Below are 24,081 nucleotides of genomic sequence, written 5' to 3' on the forward strand. Positions count from 1 at the left end.
CGCCTCATTGGCTCAGGGGTCCGAGCATCAGCCACTTCCACGAGGAATCTCCCAACTCACGATTGCCGGCGGTACGTGGCATGACGTACTTCTTGCCGTCCGGGCCGTAGACCGCGCCCGTCGACGGATCGTATCCAGCGAATTCGACTGAATTAGCCGGATAGGACAGGTACAGCCGCCCATCCGACAGCTGGCCGGTGGGGGCCGCCGCGGCGGCGGCCTTGCCCTTCGCCTGGCCGTCGCCGGAGCTCTTGCCCTTCGCCTCGGACGACTTGGAGCCGCCGTCCGTCCCGTAGGCACCGCCTGCGGGGAATCCGGCGCCGGTGGTGGCGCCCGGCGGCAGCGCGGGGACGGGCGTCAGCGCGTCCTTGGGGAAGTTGCGGGCACCGCGCACGGCCGTGGACGAGTCGTGCGGGGCCTTGCACCCGACGTTGAGCGGCGGGTTGCGCGGCGAGGTGTCCTGCGGCCAGCGGTGCTTCACGCCCTCGTAGCCCTTGGTGCACGCGGGCGGCGAGCTGATGTTCAGGTCGAGGCCGAGATGCTGCGTGCCGTCGCCCGGGGTGACGGTGAACGCGCCCGCCACCTCGACCGGGTAGAGGATGAACAGCGACCGCAGGCCGTTCTGCCGCGAGGTGATGACCTGGCCCGTCGTGGCCAGGTTCGCCAGCAGCGTCGGCAGCGTCGGGGACAGCTGGTCGATGGCCTTGTGGGTCTCGTCGACGGCGGCCGGGGCGTTGTCGATCGTCTTGCGCAGCGCCGGGTCGTCCTTGCGCAGCGAGGCGGTGAAGTCGTTGAGGTTGCGGGCGAAGCCGCGGATGTTGGCGGCCTCGGACCGCTGGGTGTCCAGCACCGTCACGCTGTTGTCCAGCAGCTGCTTGGTGTCCGGGTACGCCTGGTTCGCGGTCTGCAGCAGCCGGTGCGTGTCGTCCAGGATCGACTGCAGGTCCGACCCGGAGCCGTTGAACGCCTTGTCCAGCTCGTCCACGATCGTGCCGAGGTCCTTGGTGTTCACGGACCCGACGAGCTGGTCGACGTTGCGGAGCAGCTCCTCGGTGCGCACCGGGAGCGTGGTCATCTCCTTGGGGATCGTGTACGCGTCGCCCTGGTCGAGGTAGGGCCCGGTCTTCTTGGTGGGCTCCAGGTCGATGTACTGCTCGCCGACCGCCGACCGGTTCGCCACGATCGCCTTGGTCCCGTCGCGCGGGATCCGCTTGCCGCGCTCCATCACCAGCTTCACCCGGATGCCGTCCTGGGTGAGCGACATCGGGCCGACCCGGCCGACCGGGACGCCCCGGTAGGTGACCTCGGCGTTGGTGAACACGCCGCCGGAGTCGGTCAGGTCGACGAAGGCGGTGTACTGCTTGCCGAGCAGCTGCCGGCCGACGCCGATGTAGTTCACCAGCACGATCGTCACGCCGACGACCGTGATCACCGCGAAGGCGATCAGCTGGATGATGACGCCGCGCTTGAGGATCACCAGAGGCCCCCCATCAGGGTCCGCAGACCGTCGTCGCCGGGTGCCGGGGCCAGGGCGCCGGTCCGCGTGCCGGTGGCGCCGCCGGAGCCGGACTTCTTGGTCGTCTTCGGCGTCGGTGTCGGCGTGGACGCGCCGGGCAGGCCGGGAAGCCCGGGCAGCCCGCCGCCGGAGCCACCGGAGCCGCCTGAGCCGCCTGAGCCGCCGGGCGACGACTGCGGCAGCGAGCCGAGCGGCGAGTCGGGAAGGGTCACGTTGGGCACCTGCAGCATGTTGCGCATCTGCTTGCCGCTGCCGAGCTGGTTCTCCAGGTCGGTGCCGCCGAGCAGGTTCTGGGCGAGGTCGTTGAAGTCCAGGTCGACGGTCAGCTTCACGTTGCCGTAGTCGCCCTCGATGACGTTGGCGAAGGTCGGCGGGAACGGGAAGGTGATCAGCGACTGCAGCGCGTTGGGCAGGTCCGAGCCGGCCTTGTTCAGGTTGCCGAGGATCGTGTTCAGGTCCTTCAGGTTCGCCACGAAGTTCGCCTGCGACTTGTCGATCACGTCGGTGGTGGTGCGGCTGAGCTTGTTCAGCGCCACCAGCATCTTCGTCAGGTCCGCCCGGTTGCGCTTGAGCACGGTGATCGCGGGACCGGTCTCGTCGATGGTGTCGGTGATCGTCTTGCGCTCGTCCGACAGCTTGCCGGTGAGCCGGTCGATGCTGTCGAGGGCGCGGGTGATCGCGGCGCGGTTGGTGTCCAGCGTCCCGGCGAAGGTGTCGACCCGCTGCAGCACCGCGCGGATCGTGCCCTCCCGGCCGCTCATCGCGGCCTGCAGCTCGTGGCTGATCGTCGCGACCTGCTCGATGCCGCCGCCGTTCAGCAGCAGCGACATGGCCGACAGCACCTCTTCGATCTCGGTGCCCTGGCCGGTGCGCGACAGCGGGATCACGTCGCCGGAGCTCAGGTGCCCCGTCGGCGCCTGGTCGGTGGGCGCGGACAGCTGGACGAACTTCTCGCCGAGCAGGCTCGTCTGGCTGATCGTGGCGACCGCGTTGTCGGGCAGGTCGACGCTGCGGCGGACCTTGACCGTGACGACGGCGTGCCAGCCCGCCGACCCGCCGGCCAGGTCGATCTTGGTGACCTTGCCGACCGAGACGTCGTTGACCTTGACCACCGACTGCGGCACCAGGTCCAGCACGTTGGTGAACTCGATCTTCACGGTGCGGGGGTCGGAGCCGAGGTCGGGGCCGCCGGGCAGCGGCAGCGACGAGACGCCGTTGAACGAGCAGCCCGACAGGGCCGTCACGCCGGCGAGCACGGCGGCGCCGAGCAGCTTCGTGCGGCGCGGCAGCGCCCTGCGCTCGCCGGAGGCGGCCGTCCCGCCGCGCCTGCGCGGTGTCCTGGTCATCGGGCACCTCCGGGCAGCAGCGAGGTGATGCTCTTCGGGTCGTGGCCCGCCGTCTTGGCGGTCTTGGTGCTCGTGGTCTTCGCGCTCTTGGAACCGGTGCTCTTGGAGCCGCTGCGGCCGCCCGGGCCGTAGGCGTCCGGCGGGATCGGCACCGGGTCGTAGTGCGTGGTCAGCGCGGTGATCCAGGACAGGTCCAGGCTGACCCCGGCCAGCGCCTGGCCGGTGCCGTTGTAGGGCTTGACGAAGTCCAGGCACTGCTTGGCGGGCGTGCCGACCGAGTAGGCCAGCGAGCACACCCAGTCCGCGAGGTTGTTGAACTGGCGGAAGTTGTCGCGGGTGTGGATGGTGCCGCTGATCGGGTCGTAGGCGCGGGCCAGGTTGTTGATGGCCAGCGGGCCGGCGGTCAGCACCTCGGCCAGCGCGTCCTTCTCCTTCACCAGCACGCCGGTGACCTGCGCGAGCTGCCGGACGTTCGACGACAGCTCGGTGCGGTTCTGCTTGATGAACGTCTGCACGTTCCGCAGCGTCGGGGCGAGGGTGTTGAGGGCCGCGCTCAGCTCCTCCTTCTCCCCGTCCAGCTGGCTCGACACGCCGTTCAGGTGGGTGCTGAACGACCGGATCTGCTGGTCGTTCGCCTTCATCGTGTCCGTGATGACCCGCAGGTTCTTGATCGTCGTGGCGATGTCGCCGCGGTCGGTGCTCAGGGTGCTCAGCATCTGCGAGGTGTCGGCGATCGTCTGCCGGATGTCGTCGCCCTGCCCCTGCAGGTTCTGCGCGCCGACCTGCAGCAGCCGCGACAGCGACCCCTGCTGCTTGTCCGGGGTGGCCGCGTTCGCGCCCTGCGGGCCGAGCGCCTTGGTGAGGTCGTTGAGGCTGCCGCTGACCTGGTCGACCTCGACGGGGACGGCGGTGCGGTCGGTGCCGAGCGTCGCGCCGTCGGCCAGCACGGGCCCGCCGGTGTAGACGGGGGTCAGCTGGATGTAGCGGTCGGCGACCAGCGTCTGGTTGACGATGACGGCCTGGGCGCCGGCCGGGACCTTGTACTTGGCGTCCCACCTCAGCCCGACCTTCACCGAGTCGCCCACCGGCTTGACGCTGGTGACCTCGCCGACCGGGATGCCGAGGATGCGGACCTCGGCGCCCTTGTAGAGGCCGACGGTCTTGGTGAAGTACGCCGTCATGTGCCGCTGCCTGGGTTCCTGCAGGAGCAGGACGAGCGCGGCCGCCAGCACCGCGACGGCGAGGATCGCGCCGCCCAGGCGAAGTATCAACGCGGAGTTACGCACGGGGAACCTGCCTGCTCACGGGAGGAACGGCAACGGGTTGTTGCTGTTGTTGCCGGTACCGGTCTGGCCGTTCTGCTTGCTCTGACCGCCGCCCTGGGTCGTGGCGCCCGTCCCGGTGCCCGAGCTCTTCGGGGCGTCCTGGATCGAGGCGGGGATCGGGAGGAGGTTCTGGATGTAGGAGTCGAACCAGCGGCCGGTGCCGACGACGTCGGAGAACTGCCGGGCGTACGGCGCGAACAGCTGGATCGTCCGGTCCAGGTTGTCCTGGTTCTTCAGCAGGATCCGGTTGACCTTGGTCAGGTTGTCCAGCATCGGCTTCAGCTGCGCCTGGTTCTCGTTGATCAGCGCGTTCACCTGCTGCGACAGCGAGACGGTGTTGACCAGCAGCTGGTGGATCACCGTGCGCCGCGCCTGCACCGCCTGCAGGACCTTGTCGCCGTCCTGGACGAGCTTGGCGAAGTCCTGGTTGCGGTCGGCCAGCAGCTGCGAGACGTCCTTGGCCTTGCCGGCCAGCTCGTGCAGCTGGTCGTCGCGGGAGGCGACGGTGTTGGACAGCCGGCGCAGCCCCTGCAGGGACGCCTTCACCTCGGGCGGGGAGTTCTTGAAGGTGTCCGACAGTGTGTCGAACGACTTGGCGAGCTGCGCGGTGTCGATCTGGTCGACCCGCTGGCTCAGCTGGCTGATCGCCGGGACGACCTCGAACGGGGTGTGCGTGCGCTCGATCGGGATGTTGCGGCCGAGGCGGCCGGTCCCGTGCGGGGTGAGCGCCAGGAAGTGCTGCCCGAGCAGCGTCTTGATCTTGATGTCGGCCTCGGTGCGGTCGCCCAGCCTGACCCCGTCGTCCACCTGGAAGGTGACCTTGACGTGGCCGTGGTCGAGGTCGAGGCCGGTCACCTTGCCGACCTTGACGCCGGCGATCCGGACCTCCTCCCCCGACTTCAGCCCGGCCGCCTCCTTGAACGAGGCGGTGTGCTTGGCGCCGCCGTTGATGAACGGGATGCTCCCGAGGTTCATCACCAGGACGAGCGCAAGGACGATCACCGCGAACGCGATGAGGGCGATGGGGACCGGGTTGCGCTCCCGGAACGGGATCCTCATCTACTTGCACCTCGCGTTCTCGTTCACGATCGCGGGCGTCTGGTAGACCGGTCCGCCCGGCAGCCGCACCCGCGCGTCGAGGCCGCAGATGTACATGTTGAACCACGAGCCGTACTGGGAGATGCTGACCAGCTTCTGCAGCGTCTTCGGCGAGCCCTCCAGGGCCGAGTTCAGCTCGCCGCTGTTGGCGTTGAGCGTGCCGGTCAGCTTCTTCAGCCCGGCGATGTCGCTCTTGATCGCCGGCCGGGACTGCTTCAGCAGGCCCGCGGTGGTCCCGGTCAGCTGGTTGATCGCCGACACCGAGTCGAAGATCGCCTCCCGGTCGCCGGACACCCCGCTGACGAACCCGCGCAGGTCGGTGATCAGCTGCTCGACCTGCTGGTGCCGGTCGTCGATGGTGCCGAGCACGGTGTTCAGGTTGTCGATCACGTCGCCGATCACCTGGTCGCGGTCGGCGAGCGTGTTGGTCAGCGACGCCACGTGCGACAGCAGGCTGTTGACCGTCCCGCCCTCGCCCTGCAGCACCTGCACGATCTGCCCGGCGAGGGTGTTGACGTCCTTGGGCTCCAGCGCCTGGAACAGCGGGCGGAACCCGTTGAACAGCGTGGTGAGGTCCAGCGCGGGCTGGGTCTGCCCGACCGGGATGGTGCCGCCGGTCCTCAGGTAGTTGTTGGCCTGCCCGGCGCCGTCGCTCAGCGACAGGTACCGCTGCCCCATCAGGTTGCGGTAGCGGATCTGCGCCTGCGTGGAGGCCGGCAGCCCCGCCTGGAACACGCCGTTGCGCTGGAGGCTGAACGTCACCTCGGCCTGGTTGCCGTGGTACAGCTTCACGTCCTCGATCTGGCCGACCCGCACGCCCGCGACGCGCACGTCGTCGTTCTTCAGCAGCCCGGTGGCGTCGGTGAAGACCGCCTTGTAGTCGCGGGACGGGCCGAACCGCGCGTTGGAGATCGTCATCGCGAGCACGCCGGTGGCGAGCGCGGTGAGCACGACGAAGATGCCGAGCTTGACCGCGGCGCTGGTCGTCTTCACTTGACCGTCACCACCGATCCGCGCAGCAGCGGCCCGTACATCAGCGAGGAGACGTCGGAGACCTGGTCGGCCGGGGTCCGCGTCATCGGGCCGACGATGTTCTTGATCTTCTCGTTCTCGGTCATCGAGCCCGGGTCGACGAACACGTCGGAGATCCCGCGGCCGCGCGAGCCGCCACCGCCGTTCGGGTCGTCGGGGTTCTTCCACCACAGGTCGTCCTGGGTGCCGTCCAGCGCCAGGTAGTCCGGCGAGGGGATCTTCGGGTTCGGCAGCCCGTAGCAGCGCGGGTTGCGCTGGTCCCTGGCCTCGGGCAGGTCCAGCGGGTACTTGTAGCCCGGCCGCGGCTTGACGATCTCGACCGTCAGGTTGAAGGTCTTGCCGCCGTTGCCGCCCGCCACCCGCTCGGCCTCCGGCCGCAGCTTGACCAGGCCGGCGAACACGCACGGCAGCGACGGCGAGTACCGCGCGATCAGCGCGAGCCCGTCCCGGCTGGCGATGTTCACCCCGATGATCTTCGGCGCGTTCTGCGTCATGAACGTGTTCCCGTCGCGCGCCAGGTCGGTCGTCGCCGGGATCAGCTGCTCGATCGTCGCCGTCTTGTCGGTGATCGTCTTGCTGGTCACGTTGATGTTGCGCAGCGTCTGCAGCAGGTCGGGCGCGGCCTGGTCGTAGATGTCGGACACGTCGGCGAGGCTGTGCAGGTCGTGCACCAGCGTCGGCAGCTCCGGGTTGATCTTCTTCAGCAGGCTGTCGGCCTCGTCGATGTCGCGGCCGATCTGGTCGCCGCGGCCCTGCAGCGCGGTGGCGAGCGCGTTCAGCGTGGTGTTCAGCTCGGCCGGCTTCACCGCCTGCAGGACGGGCAGCAGGTCGTCCAGCACCTTGTTGATCTCGACGGCCTGCTGCGAGCGGTCCTGCTGGATCGTCTGCCCGGCGTGCAGGCCCTTCGGGCCCGCCTGCTGCGGGATCTCCAGGTCGACGTACTTCTCGCCGAACAGCGTCTTCGGCAGCAGCCGCGCCTGCACGTTGCCCGGGATCCTCTCGGCCTCGCCGGGGTTCAGGGCCAGGTCGAGCGTGGCGCCGCTGCTGGTGACGTGGGTGCCGCGCACCTCGCCGACGATGATGCCGCGCACCTTCACGTCCGCGTGCGGCAGCAGCTGCAGCCCGGCGCGCTCCGTCGCGACCTTCACCTTCGTCACCGGGGTGAACGTCTTGTTGTAGAACGCCACGGTCAGCGCCAGCAGCAGGACGATCACCAGGATCATCCCGATGCCGAGCACGCGGTAGCGGGTCTTCTCGTTCACGGCCGCCTCACCCCGCGATCCGGACGCCGGTGCTGGTGCCCCAGATGGCCATGCCGAGCAGCAGGTCCGCCACGTTGATCACCACGATGCTGGTGCGCACCGCGCGGCCGACCGCGATGCCGACGCCGGCCGGGCCGCCGCTCGCGTTGTAGCCGTAGTAGCAGTGGATCAGCATCACCAGCACCGAGAAGATGATCACCTTGCCGAACGACCAGTAGATGTCGTGTGGCGGCAGGAAAAGGTGGAAGTAGTGGTCGTAGGTGCCGGGCGACTGGCCGTAGATCATCGTCACGATGACCCGCGTCGCGCCGTAGGAGGCCAGCAGGCCGACCACGTACAGCGGGATCACCGCGACCATTCCCGCGATCATCCGGGTGGTGACGAGGAACGGCATCGACGGGACGGCCATCACCTCGAGCGCATCGATCTCGTCGGAGATCCGCATCGCGCCGAGCTGCGCGGTGAACCCGCAGCCGACCGTCGCCGACAGCGCCAGCGCCGACACCAGCGGCGCGATCTCGCGGGTGTTGAAGTAGGAGGCGATGAAGCCGGTGAACGCGGCGGTGCCGATCTGGTCGAGGGACTCGTAGCCCTCCAGGCCGACCTGGCTGCCGGTGAAGAACGTCATGAACCCGACGATGACCACCGAGCCGCCGATCACCGCGAGCCCGCCGGTGCCGAGGCTCACCTCGGCCAGCAGCCGCAGCACCTCGGTGCGGTACCGGCGCAGCACCCGGAACGTCCACGCGAACGCGCGGACGTAGAACGACATCTGGTGGCCGAAGTCGTCGAGCCGCTCCAGGGGCGCGCTCATCGCGCGGTTGACGGCCTTGCCCGCCTTCGTAGGGGCCGCCATCACATCCCCTTCGCCGGGACGAACTGGCTGTACAGCATCGAGATGATGAAGTTCTCCACGAACAGCAACATGAAGGTGATGACCACGGTCTGGTTGACCGCGTCGCCCACGCCCTTCGGCCCGCCCTTGGCGTTGAGGCCCTTGTAGGCCGCCACCAGTCCGGCGGTGATGCCGAACATGAACGCCTTGATCTCCGCCTGCACGAGGTCGGGCAGCTGCGCGATCGCGTTGAACGAGGCGAGGTAGGCGCCCGGCGTGCCGTCCTGCAGCACGACGTTGAAGAAGTAGCCGCCGAGCAGGCCGACCACCGACACCAGGCCGTTCAGGAACAGCGCGACGAACGCGCACGCGAGGGTCCGCGGCACCACCAGGCGCTGCAGCGGGTTGATGCCGAGCACCTCCATGGCGTCGATCTCCTCGCGGATCTTGCGGGAGCCGATGTCGGCGCACATCGCCGACCCCGCGGCGCCCGCGACCAGCAGCGAGGTGACCAGCGGGCTGGCCTCGCGGACGATCGCGACCACCGCGGTCGCACCGGTGTAGGACTGCGCGCCCAGCTGCCGGATGAGCCCGCCGACCTGCAGCGACAGCACGCCGCCGAAGGGGATGGCGACCAGCATGGTCGGGACGACGGTGACGCTGACGATGAACCAGGCCTGCTCGATGAACTCGCGCCACTGGAACGGGCGGCGGAACACCGCCCGCCCCGTGTCCAGGCACATCGCGAAGAACCGGCCGGGCTCCCTGATCGCGACGTTCGCCGCGCCGTCCCCGATCTTGCGGAACGTGCCGGAGGAGCCTCCGGCCCTGCTGTCCGCTCGCTGGTCCGCGCCGATACCAGGAGTGGACATCAGTACGCCGCACCTCCGGGCGCCCCGGGCGGCGGGTTGCCGGGGAACATGCCGGGCCCGCCCGGGCCGCCGGGCGGCGGGCCCGCGGGCGGCGGTCCGCCCGGAGCCGCCGGGGCGGCGGCCGCACCGGCGGACATGGACGCCACGTACCGCGGCCATTCCTCGACCCAGTTGCGGCCGAGGTCGTCGATGAACGAGCCGGGCGGCGGCGTCACGCCGTGCGCGGCGCACCAGGCGCCGGGGGCGTGCATGCCGGACCGCAGCATCCCGTTGCTGGCCATCTGCTGCGGCGGGATGGGCGGCAGCTTGCCCGAGTCGAGGCCCATCTTCGCCTCGGCCTCGAGTTCGGAGGCGTCCTTCTCCTCCGACATGCCGATCGGGCCGATCTTGCTGGCGTTGAGGAACTGCCGGACGACCGGCTCCTCGCTGGACAGCAGCATTTCCCGCGGGCCGAACATGGCCAGGTTCCGCTGGTACAGCAGCCCGATGTTGTCGGGAATGGTCCGGGCGGTGTTGATGTCGTGGGTGACGATCAGGAACGTCGCGTTGAGTTGCGCGTTCAGGTCGATGAACACCTGGTTCAGGAACGCGGTGCGGACCGGGTCGAGGCCGGAGTCCGGCTCGTCGATCAGCAGGATCTCCGGGTCCAGCACCAGCGCGCGGGCGAGGCCGGCGCGCTTCTTCATACCGCCGGAGATCTCGCCGGGCAGCTTGTGCTCGGCGCCGAGGAGGCCGACCATCTCCATCTTCTCGAAGACGATGCGCTTGACCTCGGACTCGGACTTCTTGGTGTGCTCGCGCAGCGGGAAGGCGATGTTGTCGAACAGGTTCATCGAGCCGAACAGCGCGCCGTCCTGGAACAGCACGCCGAACAGCTTGCGGGTCTCGTAGAGCTGCGACTCGGGCAGGTAGGGAAGGTCCTTGTCGCCGATCCAGATGTGCCCGCGATTGGGCTTGAGCAGCCCGACGAGGGACTTCAGGAACACCGACTTGCCGGTACCGGACGGGCCCAGAAGAACGGAGATCTCACCTGCGGGAATGGTCAGCGACACGTCCTGCCAGATCACCTGGCGGCCGAAGGACTTGGTCAGGCCCTCGACTCTGATCTCGACGCCCACTCGTCACCTTTCGTCCAGGCCGGGGGGAATCCCGAACCAATGAGCGAGTAGCACTCTGGCTCTGTCTGCCCGTCACACCTCGTGCCCGTCTCGTTGCTACCGCCCGGTAGCCGTGACGGGTGCCACCACCGTAGCGGCCCCCCGTCCAAATGGAAGGGGTTCCGCCCCAGATCAGCGGCAAAATCCGACGTCGTAAGACAATCGTTACTTACGGGCCCTATGAGACTAGTGGTCCAAGAACCGACGCCTCAAACCAGGGGTGCGGCGGGCGCGCTGGAGCCGGTGGCCGGGACAGGGCGGCCGCGTGTGGCCACAGCGTCAGGACGGGACGCTACGCCGACCGCCGAGTACCGCACAACCCGCCCTGGCACACGCTTTTCACCAGCTCTTTATCACTCGCACACAGGAAACGCAGCCGAAACGGTGCTCTCATTGCACCCCCGCGACAAGCACCCCGCGCCGCGCCACGAACCGGCCGCGCCGGACCACTCCGCCGGGCCACCGCGCCCGGAATGAGAAGAGGCGGCCGCCCCACCCAACGGTGGGACGGCCGCCTCGAAAGAAGCGCGGAGCCGCACGGGCTCCGGGAGCTCCGGAGCGCCCTACTTGACGGTGACCGTCGCGCCGGCCTTCTCCAGGGCCTCCTTGGCCTTGTCGGCCGTCTCCTTGTTGACCTTCTCGAGCAGCGGCTTCGGCGCGCCGTCGACCAGGTCCTTGGCCTCCTTGAGGCCGAGGCTCGTCAGCGTGCGAACCTCCTTGATGACCTGGATCTTCTTGTCGCCGGCACCCTCGAGGATGACGTCGAACTCGTCCTGCGCGGCGGCCTCCTCGGCGGCCGGGGCGGCGCCGGCCGGGGCGGCGGCGGCCGCGACGGGCGCGGCGGCCTTGACGTCGAAGACGTCCTCGAACTGCTTCACGAAGTCGGACAGCTCGAGGAGGGTCATCTCCTTGAACGCGTCGAGCAGCTCGTCGGTGCTGAGCTTCGCCATGATGTTTCCTCCGCTATGGCTTAACGATCTGGGGTCTTACGGGGAACCGCGGGTGCCTACTCGGCGGGTGCCTCGTCGGCGGCCTCGGCGGCCGGCGCGTCGGCGGGGGCCTCGGCGCTCTCGCCGGCGGCCTCGCGCTTGGCGCGCAGCGCCTCGGCGAGCTGGGCGGCCTGCGTCGGCAGGGCGTTGAAGAGCGCGGCCGCGTTGGCCATGGAGCCCTTCATCGCACCGGCCAGCTTGGCCAGCAGGACCTCGCGGGACTCGAGGTCCGCGAGCCTGGTGATCTCGGAGGCGTCCATCGACTTGCCGTCGATGAAGCCGCCCTTGATCACCAGCAGCGGGTTGGCCTTGGCGAAGTCACGCAGGCCCTTGGCGGCCTCGACCACGTCGCCCTGGACGAACGCGATGGCCGACGGGCCTTCGAGCAGCTCACGGAACTGCTCGTCGACACCGGCCTCGTTCGCGGCGCGCCTGGTCAGCGTGTTCTTCACCACGGCGAACTTCGCGGTCTCGCCGAGGTTGGTGCGCAGCTCCTTGAGCTGCGCGACCGTCAGCCCGCGGTACTCGGTCAGCACGGCGCCGTTGGAGCTCTCGAAGTCGTTCTTGAGCTCGGCGATCGCCGCGGCCTTTTCGGCCTTGGCCATGTGGCCTCCTTCCGATTACCTGGGTGGTCACGACCCGCGCCCGACCCTCGCGGGACAGGCGCCGATCCACCAAAAAACGCCCCGGCGCAGGTGTGCACGGGGCGTCATGCCAGGCTGGAAGGCCAAGCGGAGACTCACGTCGCACCTACGCAGGCCGCCCGAACGGATCGGGACCTTCGGCCGTCCCTCGCGGAACGGCGACCGGCGGTCTTCGGCAGAGAACAGAGTACGTGCCTCCGCACCGCAAGGCCAAATCGGCGCGGAGGTCTGAAACGGCGCGGAGGGCCGCGCCGGTCGCCGGCGCGGCCCTCCGTTGATCGCTCGGGGTGTCAGGCGCCCGGGCCGGCGCCGGTGCCGAGGCCCTTCATCAGCGTGTTGAAGTCGGTGACCTGGCTCGCCGGCGGCGCGCTGACCTGGACCGGCTTGCCGAAGTCGCGGTAGGCGGTGGTGATCGTCATGACGCCCGCGGCCGTCTGGCCGGTCTTCATCGTCATCTTGCGGGGCAGCTGCTGCCCGTCGACCCACAGGTCGAAGTGCATGTCGCCGTTCATGCCGGACTTCGCGAGGTTCTTCTCGAACGCCTGCCGCTGGTCGGCCGGGAGCTTGGCGACGGCGTCCGACATCCGGTAGGTGCCGGTGTAGTGCGTGGTCTGCACGCCGTTCACCGTCTCCTTGCCGACCTCGCGGGCGTCCTTGGACGCCGTCAGCATCTTGGTGTTCTTGACCGGGTCCATCTGCTCGGACTGCTGGAGCAGCTCGTCGACGTTCATGCCGGACTTCGCGCCGACCTCGTCCAGCGACATCTTCACCCACGGCTTGGCCGACGCCCCGCCGCCGAGCTGCGTCAGCTGCGGGATCTTCATGTAGATCGTCCTGCCGACCAGGACCTCCTGCATGCCGGCCATCGACTGGCCGCCGACCGTCATGTTCGTGAAGTTCATGCTGAACGCCAGGTCCGGCTTGGTGCGGTACTGCATCGTGCCGGCCATGTTCATCGAGCCCGAGGACGAGCCGGTGGCCGTCATGGACATGTCGGCCTGGAACGAGTCGATCTGGCCGGTCTTCTGCGCGGTCTTGCCGAGCACCTGGGCCGCGGTCAGCCGGATGTTCTCGCCGGCCTCGCCCGCCTTGTTCCCGGCGTCGCCGAGACAGCCGGTCAGCGCGAGGGCGAGGCCGGCGGCGGCCGCCGTGCCCGTGGCGAAGCGTCGGATCATGGGGGATCTCCTCGGTCTGCGTCGTGGTGCCCGGACGCTCGGACCGGACCTGTATAAGACGCAGGGGAGACTAGCGGGGTTCAGTCTGTCCCGTGTCGCCTGGTGTGACGTATTTGTCAGTTGCCGCCGAGCAGCGAGCCGAGCGACATGCTGCCGACCTGGTCCGACGGCGGCGCGTTCACGCCGAACGACTTGCCGTAGTCGCTGTAGAGCACCGTCACCGAGCCGCCGTCGCCCTGCTTGTCGGACGACTTGGACACGATCTTGCGCGGCAGGTTGTTCCCGTCCGTCCACAGATCGAAGTTGATCTTGCCGTTGGCGTGGTCCTTCGGCAGCCACCCGTCGACCTTCTGGCGGGTCTGCGCGTCCAGCCGGTTCAGCGCGTCCTGGACGGTGACCGTACCGGCGTAGTGCACGGTCTTGACGCCGTCGACCGTCTCGCCGCCGACCTGGTGCACGTCCTTGGAGCCGGTGAACATCTTGGTCTGCTCGGCCGGGTTCACCTTCTCGACCTGGTTGACCAGGCTCTGCACGTCGAACCCGGTCCGCTGCGACACCTGGTTCACGTCGATCTTCACCCAGGGCTTGCCGCCGCTGACGAACTGGGCGAGCTGCGGGACCTTCGCGTACAGCGTGTCGCCGGTGAAGATCGCCTGCCCCTTCGCGGCCGGGACGGCCGCGCCGTTGTGGCTCACCTCGTCCAGCTGCGCGCTGAACTTCAGCGTCGGCTTGAGCCGGAACTGGCCCGTCGCGTGGATCTTCCCGGAGTCCGACCCGGTGCCGGTGACGGTCAGGTCGGCCTTGAACGTGTCCGACTCCGCCGTCTTCTGCGACGATTTCAACAGCGCCTCGTTGGCGCTGAGCTTCATGGTCTTCCCGTCCGCGTTCGCGCCCGACCCGTCCCCGTTGCACCCGGACAGGAGGAGCGCGGCACCCACGGCGGTGCCTCCTGCGGCCACTACCAGTCGTCGGTTCATGAGGATTCGGCCTCCCTTGTCGCCCTGCTGGTGTTCCCAGTCTGTCGGCGCGGTAACGGCGCTACATCCCCCGGTGGTACGAAGAGGCCCCTTGCCGGTACGACCAACGGCGTACCCTCCGCATGACCGGACGGCCATCGCGGGACGGGTCAGCGGTAGGGGCCGAAGGCCATCGAGCCGGCGAACTCGCCGTCCGGCGCCTTCGCGACCAGGCCGATCGTCGACGGCCGGTCCTTCCTGCCCGACCACAGGTCGAGCGAGACGCCGGCGGTGGCCGGGACCACCGCGCGGACGTCGGTCGCCGCGTCCTTCGGCAGCAGCCCGTACACGTCGCCCATCAGCGCCTGCGCCAGGTAGTGGCTGCGGCCGTTCGCGTCCGGGCCGGTCACCACGTTGCCGGGCACCTGGCGGATGATGTAGGTGAACTGCCGCGGGTCGGACCCGGCCTGCAGCTTCGCCAGCTGCGCCGAACTGAGCTTGGACTTCGTCCACTTCTGCCCGTCGAAGCCGGACAGCGTGCTCCCGCTCACGATCACCTTCTGCGTGATCTTGCTGAGCGTGCCGTCCTTCATCGTCTGCGTGACGCCGACCGCCTTCATCGCGAACGCCGGCCAGAGCGTGATCTGCGCGGTCTCGGACGCCTGCTTGTAGTCGCCGCCCGTCCCGGTCGTCACCTTCACGTCCGTCTTGCGGACGAACGACCTCAGCGCGGGGCCCGGCTTCGGCGACGGGTTCGCGGCGGTGCCGCCGGGCCCGGTCGTCGCCCCGCCGGGCGTGCCGGCGCCGGCGCCCGCGCCGGACCCGGTGCCCGAGCCCGGGACGGCGGAGGCCGACGGGGCCACGGCGCCCGACGTCGCGCTGTTCGGGTTCGCCGGATCGGCCTGGGCCATCTGCGCGCTCGGCGGCAGCGCCCCGGAGTCCGTCTGCGACATGACGCCCGTCTTCACCGCCATCAGGATCGCGGTGGGCACGACGGCCACGGCCGCGACGGCGGAGACGGCGATGATCCGGTCGGTTCGGCGCTTCACAGGGACGATTCAACACCAAGCACACCAACCGCAACAAAACAATCCGTCCAATAGATGTGTCCTGTTCCGGACGGTGATCGCGGTATCCCGCAGGTGAGCGACGCAATGGCGGCGGAGCGTCCCGAGTCCCCGCGGCCGGCCCCTCAGCGCTCGGCCAGCCGGGCCCGCAGGACGGACTTGCGGATCTTGCCGGTGCCGGTGCGCGGCAGGGCGTCGACGTACTCGATGCGGCGCGGCGTCTTGAACCCGGCGAGCCTCGCCCGGCAGGCGCCGATCAGCTCCTCGGCCGGCGGCGGGGCGCCGTCGGCCACGATCACCGCGCACACCGACTGGCCCCAGCGCGGGTCCGGCAGCCCGACCACGGCGACCTCGCCGACGCCCGGGACCGTGCGCAGCACGTCCTCGACCTCCCGCGACGAGACGTTCTCGCCCCCGGTGACGATCACGTCCTTGAGCCGGTCGACCAGGTAGAGGTACCCGTCCGCGTCGACACGGCCGACGTCGCCGGTGCGGAACCAGCCCCCGGCGAACGCCTCGGCGGTCGCGTCCGGATCGTCCCAGTAACCGGGCGTCACCTGCGCACCCCGCACGACGACCTCGCCGAGAGCCCCCGGCGAGACGTGCGCCCCGTCCTCGCCGATCACCCCGATCTCGACGCCGTCGGCAGGACGGCCCGCCGACACCGCCAACTCGGGCCGGGACGCCATGGCGGCGCGGTGGTCCGCCGGGGAGAGGAACGTCGCGTTGCCGGACAGCTCGGTCATGCCGAAGCCCTGGTTGAGATCGCATCCGAGCACGTCGTGGACGCGGCGCAGCAGCGGGACCGGCATCGGCGCCGACCCGTACGAGATGACCCGGAGGCTTTCGCGCAGCGCGTCGCGCGCCACCGGATCGTCCGCCAGGTGCGCGAGCAGGTCCTCCAGCATGGTCGGGGCCAGCGACAGGCTCGTGATCCCGTGCCGGCGCGTCGCCTCCACGAGGTCCGCCGGGCGGAACCGGCGCAGCACGACGGCATGCCGCCGAAACAGATGGTGCAGCATCACCTGGTAGCCCGCCACATGGCAGAGCGGGAACGGCGTGCAGAACACGTCACCCGGACGGACCGGCCGCCCGGACGCCGACACCCGAAGACCCGCCAGCAGGCTCCCGTGCGTGAGCCGCACCCCCTTGGGACGGCCCGTCGTCCCGCTGGTGAACATCAGCCACGCGACCTCGTCCGATCCCCCGCCGGAGCGCGACCCCCGTTCCGGGACGGGCCCGTCCCAGGGCAGCTCGGTGATGGGGACGAGCGGCGGACGATCGGCGCCCAGATCGCCCTCGTCCGCCAGCCGGCCGAGCAGATCGGGCTCGCCGATGACGAGCGCGGCGCCGCTGCGCGCGATCTGGTCCGCCCATTCGCGAGGATGCAGCCGCTGGTTGAGCGGCACGAGGACCCTGCCGTCGCGCGGAACCCCGTAGTAGGCGGCCACGTACTCCAGGCGGTTGTGCGCCAGCAACGCCACCCGCGCCCCGGGCGCGCACCGGTCGGCGAGGTGGGCGCTCAGCGCGTCCGCCCGCGCGCGCAGCTCCTGGAACGTCCACGTCACGCCGTCGACCGACAGCGCCGGTGCGTCGGGAGCGTCCTCCGCCGCCGCGTCGAGCACGTCATGGAGCCGCTGGAACTCCCCGCGCGACGATCCGCCCATCTCGCCCCTCTCCCGAAGATCAGGCGACGAATCTACCGAGCGGCCCCCGCCGGCCGGATCCGCCGGTGCCGCTCAGCGGGAACGGGCGCGGAAAACACGGCAGGGCGCCTCCGAGAGGAGACGCCCTGCCGTTGTGCCCGGTCCATGCGCGGGCTCGGAAACCCTGCGATCAGGCCTCTTCGAGCTCCGCGGTGAGGTTGCGGACCGCGTTCGGGTCCACCGGGATGCTCGGCCCCATCGACGTGGTCAGCACCGCCTTCTTCACGTACCGGCCCTTGGCCGCCGACGGCTTGAGCCGCTGGATCTCCTCGACGGCCGCCGCGTAGTTCTCCACCAGCTGGCGCTCGTCGAACGAGGCCTTGCCGATGATGAAGTGCAGGTTCGCGTGCCGGTCGACGCGGAACTCGATCTTGCCGCCCTTGATGTCGGTGACGGCCTTCGCCACGTCCATCGTCACCGTGCCGGTCTTCGGGTTCGGCATCAGGCCACGCGGGCCGAGCACCCGGCCGAGGCGCCCGACCTTGCCCATCTGGTCCGGCGTCGCCACGACCGCGTCGAACTCCAGGAAACCGCCCTGGATGCGCTCGATCATGTCGTCGGAGCCCACCAGGTCGGCGCCGGCCTCGCGGGCCTCCTCCGCCTTGGCGCCGCCCGCGAACACCAGCACGCGGGCGGTCTTGCCGGTGCCGTTCGGCAGGTTGACGGTGCCGCGCACCATCTGGTCCGCCTTGCGCGGGTCGACGCCGAGCCGCAGCGCGACCTCGACGGTCGCGTCGAACTTGGTGACGCTCGTCTCCTTGGCCAGCTTGATGGCCTCGGCCGGGCTGTACAGCCGCTCCCGGTCGATCTTGTCGGCCGCCGAGCGGTAGCCCTTGCTGCGCTTCATGCTCGTTCCTCCATGGAACTCGTGGTGCGGGCCGCGCCCGGCCCTTCCACTGGGTGGGGTGTTACTTGACCTCGATACCCATCGACCGCGCGGTGCCCGCGACGATCTTCTCCGCGGCCGCCAGGTCCTTGGCGTTCAGGTCGGGCATCTTGGTGGTGGCGATCTCGCGGATCTGGTCCGCGGTGACCGAGCCGACCTTGGTCTTGTGCGGCTCGCCGCTGCCCTTCTCCACGCCGGCGGCCTTCAGGATGAGCTGCGCGGCGGGCGGGGTCTTGGTGACGAACGTGAACGACCGGTCCTCGTAGATGGTGATCTCTACGGGGATGACGTTGCCGCGCTGGGACTCCGTGGCAGCGTTGTACTGCTTGCAGAAGTCCATGATGTTGACGCCGTGCGGGCCGAGCGCGGTGCCCACCGGCGGCGCCGGCGTCGCGGCACCCGCGTTGAGCTGCACCTTGACGAGCGCGGCGATCTTCTTCTTCTTCGGAGGCATGCGAACCCCTAGGTCCCATTTATTGGTGGTTCCGACTCCCGGTCGCCCGGGCAACACGGCGGCTGGGACGAATCCGCCGTGTAGGAACCGCTTGAACTCGGTGTTCCCGCGCGCTGATCAGCGGCGCCCGGGTCAGATCTTGGAGACCTGGTTGAAGCTCAGCTCCACCGGGGTCTCGCGGCCGAAGATCGACACCAGCACCTTGAGCTTCTGCTGCTCGGCGTTGATCTCGTTGACGGTCGCGGGGAGGGTGGCGAACGGGCCGTCCATGACGGTGACCGACTCGCCGACCTCGAAGTCGACGGTGGCGGCGACCTTGGCCTGCTCCTTGGCCTTGGTCACGCCCTCCTCCGGCTCGGGCGCCAGCAGGTTGGCGACCTCGTCCAGGCTCAGCGGGGACGGCTTGTTCAGCAGGCCGACGAAGCCGGTCACGCCCGGAGTGTTGCGGACCGCGGCCCACGACTCGTCCGTCAGCTCCATCCGGACGAGGATGTAGCCCGGCAGGACCTTCTCGTTGACCTTCTGCCGCTTGCCGCCCTTGATCTCGGTCACCTCGTGCTGGGGGACCTCGATCTGGAAGATGTAGTCCTCCATGTTGAGGGTCTGGGTGCGGGTCTCGATGTTGGTCTTGACCCGGTTCTCGTACCCCGCGTAGGAGTGCACGACGTACCAGTCGCCCGGCTGGAGGCGCAGCTGCATCTTGAAGTCGGCGTACGGGTCGGCGGGCGGCTCCACCGGAGCCTCCTCGTCGCCCTCCTCGCCGGCCTCGTCGTCGCCGGCCTCTTCGGCGGCGACCTCTTCTTCGTCGGTGGCCTCTTCGGCGTCGGCGTCCTGCTCGGCGGCGGGCGCGGCGTCCCCGGCGTCCTGGCCCTCGACGGCCTCGGCGAGGTCGCCGGCGTCCGCGGCGGCGTCGGGGGCGACGCCCTCGCCCTCGAGCTTCTCGTCCGCGGGCACCGCCTCGCCGGCGGCGACGGCGGCCTCGGCCGCGTCCTCGGCGGGCTCGGCCGCCTGGCCGGCCGGAGCAGCCGCGGCGGACTGGGCCTCGTCAACGGCCTCGTCGTAGGGCGGCTGTGAGGGCTCGGACACGGTGACTCTCTCTCCGGACGGTCTGCGGTGATGGACTTACGGTGGTTCGCCTTGTTGCGGTGGTCGCGGGTGGTGCGCCGGCCGGCGCGGCGGTGGCCGCGCGGCGGGCCGGATCAGCCGAAGATCTCGTAGATCCCCTGCTGCAGGCCGTAGTCGAAGCCGGACACGATCGCGACCATGATCAGCACGAACACCAGGGACACGGTCGTGTAGGTGACGAGTTCCCGGCGGGTCGGCCAGATGACCTTGCGCAGTTCGGCGATGACCTGGCGCACGAACAGCGCCGGGGAGGTACGCCTTTGAGCGGCGTTCCCCTTGCCTTCGTCCTTGGCCGCGGCCTCGCCGCGCGTCTCAGTCGCCATTGCCGCCGTTCACCTCATAGGTCGTGTTCCAACCACTCAGTGGTTGTCGCGCGGACCCGCGTCGTGGAACGCCACGGCGGGCGCCGTGGCGCGGCCGGCACCGGTGCGCGCACCGCACCTCGCAGGGCAGGAGGGACTCGAACCCCCAACCGCCGGTTTTGGAGACCGGAGCTCTACCAATTGAGCCACTGCCCTTCATTCTCCCGCCAAGGAGAACACCCGGCCGCGGGACCGGGTCGGTGCCGTGCCCCAGCTTACGACCTCTTGAGCCCATCCGCGTGCGGACAGGGTCGTATGCCGGTGACGCGTCACTAGGCAGGTGAGTCTACGGCCCAGCGGGCCCCGCGTCGAACCGGATCCCCCGAACCCGGGCACGGCCGCCTCCCAGGGCCGCCCCACCGGCCCGGATATATCGCTCAGGTCATGGCCTCGCTTCTGTAACGATAGGGACATGAGCATCGACCGTCCTCGCATCTCCAAGCGCATCGCCGCGATATCCGAGTCCGCCACCCTGGCCGTCGACGCCAAGGCCAAGGCCCTGAAGGCGGCGGGCCGCCCGGTCATCGGCTTCGGCGCCGGCGAGCCCGACTTCCCCACGCCGGACTACATCGTCGAGGCGGCGGTGACCGCCTGCCGGGTGCCCCGCTTCCACAAGTACACGCCGGCGGGCGGCCTCCCCGAGCTGCGCGCCGCCATCGCCGAGAAGACCGAGCGGGACTCCGGCTACAAGGTGGACGCGTCGCAGGTCCTGGTGACCAACGGCGGCAAGCAGGCGGTGTACGAGGCGTTCGCGGCGCTGCTCGACCCGGGCGACGAGGTGCTCGTCCCGACCCCGTACTGGACGACCTACCCCGAGTCGATCAAGCTGGCGGGCGGCGTGCCGGTGGACGTGGTCGCCGACGAGACCACCGGCTACAAGGTGAGCGTCGAGCAGCTGGAGGCGGCCCGCACCGACCGGACGAAGGTGCTGCTGTTCGTCTCCCCGTCCAACCCGACGGGCGCCGTCTACTCCCGCGCCGAGATCGAGGCGATCGGCCGCTGGGCCGACGGGCACGGCCTCTGGGTGATCACCGACGAGATCTACGAGCACCTGGTGTACGGGGACGCCGAGTTCCACTCGATGCCCGTCGTGGTGCCGGAGCTGGCCGACCGCACCCTGGTGCTGAACGGCGTGGCGAAGACCTATGCGATGACCGGCTGGCGGGTGGGCTGGCTGGTCGGCCCCGCGGACGTGGTGAAGGCCGCCGCGAACATGCAGTCGCACGCGACGTCCAACGTGGCGAACGTCTCGCAGGCCGCCGCGCTCGCCGCGGTGACCGGCGACCTGTCGGCGGTCGCGGAGATGCGCAAGGCGTTCGACCGGCGCCGCCAGACGATCGTACGGATGCTGAACGAGATCCCCGGCATTCTCTGCCCCGAGCCGGAGGGCGCGTTCTACGCCTACCCGTCGGTGAAGGCGCTGCTGGGCAGGGAGATCCGCGGCCGGCGCCCGGAGACGTCGGTGGAGCTGGCGTCGCTGATCCTGGAGGAGGCCGAGGTCGCGCTGGTGCCCGGCGAGGCGTTCGGCACCCCCGGCTACTTCCGCCTCTCCTACGCCCTGGGCGACGACGACCTCGTCGAAGGCGTCTCCCGCGTAGCAAAGCTCCTCAACGAAGCAAGCTGACCCACCCCCACGCAAACACCGGCCCCGAACGCCCAGCGTCCGGGGCCGGTGCTTTTTCGTGAACGAAGGACGCTCCGGCGAGTTGTCCTGGCGGCCCCTCTCCGCCATTCGAGGACGTCCCGCCGGAGCGTGGTCTCAGGGGTGGACGCCTTCGGCTATGCGCATGAGCTGGTCCTTCGCGGTGCCGCCGGCGGTGACGGTGACGCCGGTGCCGGGCTTGGCGATCCAGGAGATCTGGCGCGCGGAGCCGGGGCGGTCGGCGGTGAGCGCGGGCGTGCCGCGGACGGTGGTGCGGCCCGGGACGCCGCCGACCGGGGCCAGGTCGGTGAGGCCGAGGCCGCTGCCCTTGACGAGGGCGACCTGCACCCAGCCGGCCGTCCCGCGCCATTTGCAGGTGGTGGTGCGGCGCTTGGCGTCGCCGGTGACCGCGCACGGGCCGGTGGCGGTGAGGCCGCCGGGCAGGTACGCCATCCAGTGCGGGAGCCGGACGGTGGCGCCGGGGGCACCGGGCCGCGCGTCCCCTCCGCCGCCGGGTCCGCCGGACGGCGCGGGCGCGGACGGTTTGGGCGTGGTTCCCGCCTCGGGCCTCCCCTCTGGCGACGGGGACGCGGGGAGGCCCGGGGCGGGCCGCCGTCCCGGCTGCTCGAGGATCGACGGCCCGCCCGTGGGGCGGGAGGTCGAGGAGTCCCCGGCAGGTGTGGCCCGGAACGACTGGTAGGTGGGCACCAGGGCGAGCGCGGCGACGGACGCGGCGGCGACGCCGACGGTGGCGCGGACGCGGTTGGTCCGGCGCCGGTGGCGGCGCCTGACGTCGGCCACGAGCGAGGGCGGCGCGGTCGTCCCGGCCACCTGCTCGGCCATGGCCTTCCGCAGTTCGCTCTCCAGATCCATCGTTCAGCTCCCCAGTGGCGCCAGGTTCGCGCCGAGTCGCTCCCGGAGTCTGGCGAGCCCCCGGGAGGCCTGGCTCTTGACCGTGCCGACCGAGCAGCCGAGCAGTTGCGCGGTCTCCGCCTCCGAGAGGTCCTCCCAGAAGCGCAGGACGAGCACCGCCCGCTGCCGCGCGCCGAGTCCGCGCAGTTCGTTCATGAGCGTCCCCCTCAGCTCGACGGCGTGGGTTCCCGAGAGCGTCGGCGTCTCGGGCGGCCTGGCCATGTGGATCTCCCGCAGCACCTTCCACCGCCGGGACCGGCTGATCACCAGGTTGACCAGGATCCGGCGGACGTAGGGCTCGGGATCGGTGTCGGCGTCCAGCCGTCCCCAGTGCCGGTACGCCTTTTCCAGCGCGGTCTGCAGGATGTCCTCGGCGTCCTGCCGGGCACCGCACATCAGCGAGGCGGTGCGCAGCAGGGCATCGCCGCGTGCCGCCACGAACTCAACGAACGACTCGTCGTCTCGACGCCCCACTGTGCTCCGTCCGGGTGGAGGGGTTCCCGCGTGCCGGGCGGACGGCCCCGCGCCAGGACCGTCCGCCCCGCTCTTCCTACTGGTGCGCCTGCCGCAGGGCGGTGGCGACGTCCTTCGGCCCGCCGGCGAGGACGGGGCTGCCGTTGACGAACAGCGAGGAGCCGTTCGGGTCGAACACCAGGACCCCGCCGCCGCGCGGTCCCTGGTAGGCCGCGAAGCCGTCGACGGTGATCGGGGTGCCGCCCTCGGGCAGCTTCAGGGCCTGCCGGAGCTGATTCTGCGTCATCCCGGCGGGGGTCTTCAGCCGTTCGACGGTGAGCCACTGCCCGGCCTTGCCGGTCCACTTCTGGGTGATGGCGCAGACGCGGAGCTTCTGCAGGTCGGTGCCGCCGGGGGTGGCGGTGGTGTACTTCAGGCCCTTGGCCAGCATGACGGTCTTCTCGACCGGTCCGCCGATCTTCACGGCGGGGGCGAGCGTGCGGCAGTCGAGGGCGGGCGCGGCGGGCTGCGCCGGCTTGCCGGGGACGCGCGCGGACGGCTTGGTGGCCGGGGTGCCGCCCTTGGGCAGGGGCTTGGCGGACGGCGCGCAGGCGGGCAGGTTCGCCGGGACGGACGGGACCGTGGACGGCGCGGCGCCCGGGGCGATCACACCGGGGACGCCGGGGTTCGGCACCTGGACGCCGGGCTTGGCGGCCTCGGCCTTCTTCTTGGCGGCCTCGGCCTGCTGGCGGAGCTTCTCCGTGCCGGGCAGCTTGCTCGACGGCACCTTGCCCTCGGGCAGCTTCCCGGTGGTCGGCAGGCCGGCCGTGGGAAGGCCGGCCGTGGGCAGGTCGCCGGTCTTCGGCAGCTTGTCGGTCTTCGGCAGCCTGGCATTCTCGGGGAGCTTGCCGGTCTTCGGCAGCGCGGACGCGGGGAGGCAGGTCGGCGCGGATTTCGGCGCGGCGTCCACGACGCGGTGCGCGCCGGGCAGCTTCGCGGCGTCGGACCGCAGCCCCGCGTCCTGGTGGGAGCCGGTCATGGCCCAGGTGGCGCCGCCGCCCACGGCCACCGTGCCGATGGCGCCCGCCGCGATCAGTGCGGCCTTCAGCGTGATCATCGTGTGTCCCTCTCTGCCCGTCGCTCTGCTTTTCGCCTCTTGCGCCCCTCGTATACGCGCGACCACGGAGCGGGGTTGCACGCGGTTCCCAAGTTTTTTCGGTGATGTCCACGGGCGGGGATGGCCGCCGGGGGCCATGCGGGGTAGTCC

23 protein-coding genes and 1 tRNA gene are annotated in these 24,081 nt (G+C 70.3%); 1 reads left to right on the forward strand and 23 read right to left on the reverse strand.

The genetic code is table 11. The features are described from left to right. Nucleotides 1–4: 4 nt before the first annotated feature. The 20 genes from ABD296_RS14815 to ABD296_RS14910 all read right to left on the reverse strand — a co-directional run bounded on the left by ABD296_RS14815 (nt 5) and on the right by ABD296_RS14910 (nt 19,963). Complete coding sequence (locus ABD296_RS14815) at nt 5–1,477, reverse strand: MlaD family protein (RefSeq protein ID WP_344266622.1); 1,473 nt, start codon at nt 1,475–1,477, stop codon at nt 5–7. Beyond that, a complete protein-coding gene (locus ABD296_RS14820; RefSeq protein ID WP_344266625.1) occupies nt 1,474–2,862 on the reverse strand; it encodes an MCE family protein in 1,389 nt (462 codons plus the stop codon). The genes ABD296_RS14815 and ABD296_RS14820 overlap by 4 nt, the downstream gene beginning before the upstream one ends. Then, nucleotides 2,859–4,148, reverse strand: coding sequence for an MCE family protein (locus tag ABD296_RS14825; protein ID WP_344266628.1), 1,290 nt, complete (start codon nt 4,146–4,148; stop codon nt 2,859–2,861). The genes ABD296_RS14820 and ABD296_RS14825 overlap by 4 nt, the downstream gene beginning before the upstream one ends. Before the next feature lie 15 nt (nt 4,149–4,163). Continuing rightward, nucleotides 4,164–5,246, reverse strand: a complete 1,083-nt coding sequence (locus ABD296_RS14830) for an MCE family protein (protein ID WP_344266631.1) — start codon at nt 5,244–5,246, stop codon at nt 4,164–4,166. Further along, nucleotides 5,247–6,278: an MCE family protein gene (locus tag ABD296_RS14835; RefSeq protein ID WP_344266634.1), complete on the reverse strand. Its 1,032-nt coding sequence runs from the start codon at nt 6,276–6,278 to the stop codon at nt 5,247–5,249. Next, complete coding sequence (locus ABD296_RS14840) at nt 6,275–7,579, reverse strand: MCE family protein (RefSeq protein WP_344266637.1); 1,305 nt, start codon at nt 7,577–7,579, stop codon at nt 6,275–6,277. The genes ABD296_RS14835 and ABD296_RS14840 overlap by 4 nt, the downstream gene beginning before the upstream one ends. 7 nt (nt 7,580–7,586) lie before the next feature. Beyond that, complete coding sequence (locus ABD296_RS14845; RefSeq protein WP_455363857.1) at nt 7,587–8,435, reverse strand: MlaE family ABC transporter permease; 849 nt, start codon at nt 8,433–8,435, stop codon at nt 7,587–7,589. Continuing rightward, on the reverse strand, nt 8,435–9,286 hold the full coding sequence (locus ABD296_RS14850) for an MlaE family ABC transporter permease (protein ID WP_455363858.1): 852 nt from the start codon (nt 9,284–9,286) through the stop codon (nt 8,435–8,437). The genes ABD296_RS14845 and ABD296_RS14850 overlap by 1 nt, the downstream gene beginning before the upstream one ends. Continuing rightward, entirely contained in the window at nt 9,286–10,404 is a 1,119-nt protein-coding gene (locus ABD296_RS14855; protein WP_344266640.1) for an ABC transporter ATP-binding protein, read from the reverse strand. Before ABD296_RS14855 ends, ABD296_RS14850 begins: the two co-directional genes overlap by 1 nt. 602 nt (nt 10,405–11,006) lie before the next feature. Then, nucleotides 11,007–11,393 carry a 50S ribosomal protein L7/L12 gene (gene rplL, locus ABD296_RS14860; RefSeq protein ID WP_344266643.1) on the reverse strand — a complete coding sequence of 129 codons (387 nt, stop codon included), beginning with the start codon at nt 11,391–11,393 and terminating at the stop codon, nt 11,007–11,009. Nucleotides 11,394–11,449: 56 nt separating this feature from the next. Next, entirely contained in the window at nt 11,450–12,037 is a 588-nt protein-coding gene (gene rplJ / locus ABD296_RS14865; RefSeq protein WP_344266645.1) for a 50S ribosomal protein L10, read from the reverse strand. A gap of 329 nt (nt 12,038–12,366) precedes the next feature. Next, nucleotides 12,367–13,251, reverse strand: coding sequence for a LolA-like protein (locus tag ABD296_RS14870; RefSeq protein WP_344266647.1), 885 nt, complete (start codon nt 13,249–13,251; stop codon nt 12,367–12,369). A 116-nt stretch (nt 13,252–13,367) separates the two neighbouring features. Continuing rightward, nucleotides 13,368–14,228 carry a LolA-like protein gene (locus ABD296_RS14875; RefSeq protein ID WP_344266650.1) on the reverse strand — a complete coding sequence of 287 codons (861 nt, stop codon included), beginning with the start codon at nt 14,226–14,228 and terminating at the stop codon, nt 13,368–13,370. A 149-nt stretch (nt 14,229–14,377) separates the two neighbouring features. Then, nucleotides 14,378–15,256 (reverse strand): hypothetical protein, encoded by an 879-nt coding sequence (locus tag ABD296_RS14880; protein ID WP_344266652.1) that lies wholly within the window; start codon nt 15,254–15,256, stop codon nt 14,378–14,380. Nucleotides 15,257–15,399: 143 nt separating this feature from the next. After that, entirely contained in the window at nt 15,400–16,941 is a 1,542-nt protein-coding gene (locus ABD296_RS14885; RefSeq protein WP_344266655.1) for a class I adenylate-forming enzyme family protein, read from the reverse strand. A 169-nt stretch (nt 16,942–17,110) separates the two neighbouring features. Then, nucleotides 17,111–17,827, reverse strand: coding sequence for a 50S ribosomal protein L1 (gene rplA, locus ABD296_RS14890; protein ID WP_344266658.1), 717 nt, complete (start codon nt 17,825–17,827; stop codon nt 17,111–17,113). 61 nt (nt 17,828–17,888) lie between these two features. After that, nucleotides 17,889–18,320: a 50S ribosomal protein L11 gene (rplK, locus tag ABD296_RS14895; protein WP_344266661.1), complete on the reverse strand. Its 432-nt coding sequence runs from the start codon at nt 18,318–18,320 to the stop codon at nt 17,889–17,891. A 132-nt stretch (nt 18,321–18,452) separates the two neighbouring features. Continuing rightward, the gene (nusG, locus tag ABD296_RS14900; RefSeq protein WP_344266664.1) at nt 18,453–19,406 is read right to left on the reverse strand and encodes a transcription termination/antitermination protein NusG; all 954 of its coding nucleotides are present in this window, start codon (nt 19,404–19,406) and stop codon (nt 18,453–18,455) included. Between the two features lie 113 nt (nt 19,407–19,519). Then, nucleotides 19,520–19,768, reverse strand: a complete 249-nt coding sequence (gene secE, locus ABD296_RS14905; RefSeq protein WP_344266667.1) for a preprotein translocase subunit SecE — start codon at nt 19,766–19,768, stop codon at nt 19,520–19,522. Nucleotides 19,769–19,890: 122 nt separating this feature from the next. Beyond that, a tRNA-Trp gene (locus tag ABD296_RS14910) sits at nt 19,891–19,963 on the reverse strand. Nucleotides 19,964–20,219: 256 nt separating this feature from the next. On the opposite strand from ABD296_RS14910, the gene ABD296_RS14915 reads away from it, so the two are divergent. Further along, nucleotides 20,220–21,431 carry a pyridoxal phosphate-dependent aminotransferase gene (locus tag ABD296_RS14915; protein ID WP_344266670.1) on the forward strand — a complete coding sequence of 404 codons (1,212 nt, stop codon included), beginning with the start codon at nt 20,220–20,222 and terminating at the stop codon, nt 21,429–21,431. A gap of 135 nt (nt 21,432–21,566) precedes the next feature. Here ABD296_RS14915 and ABD296_RS14920 read toward each other — a convergent pair whose 3' ends face one another. The 3 genes from ABD296_RS14920 to ABD296_RS14930 all read right to left on the reverse strand — a co-directional run bounded on the left by ABD296_RS14920 (nt 21,567) and on the right by ABD296_RS14930 (nt 23,931). Then, a complete protein-coding gene (locus ABD296_RS14920) occupies nt 21,567–22,322 on the reverse strand; it encodes a hypothetical protein (RefSeq protein ID WP_344266673.1) in 756 nt (251 codons plus the stop codon). 3 nt (nt 22,323–22,325) lie between these two features. Further along, a complete protein-coding gene (locus tag ABD296_RS14925; RefSeq protein ID WP_344266676.1) occupies nt 22,326–22,835 on the reverse strand; it encodes a SigE family RNA polymerase sigma factor in 510 nt (169 codons plus the stop codon). Between the two features lie 76 nt (nt 22,836–22,911). Further along, entirely contained in the window at nt 22,912–23,931 is a 1,020-nt protein-coding gene (locus tag ABD296_RS14930) for a hypothetical protein (protein WP_344266679.1), read from the reverse strand. Nucleotides 23,932–24,081: the final 150 nt, after the last annotated feature.

The sequence above is a fragment of the Actinomadura napierensis genome (assembly GCF_039529375.1).
Taxonomy (GTDB): Bacteria; Actinomycetota; Actinomycetes; order Streptosporangiales; family Streptosporangiaceae; genus Spirillospora; species Spirillospora napierensis.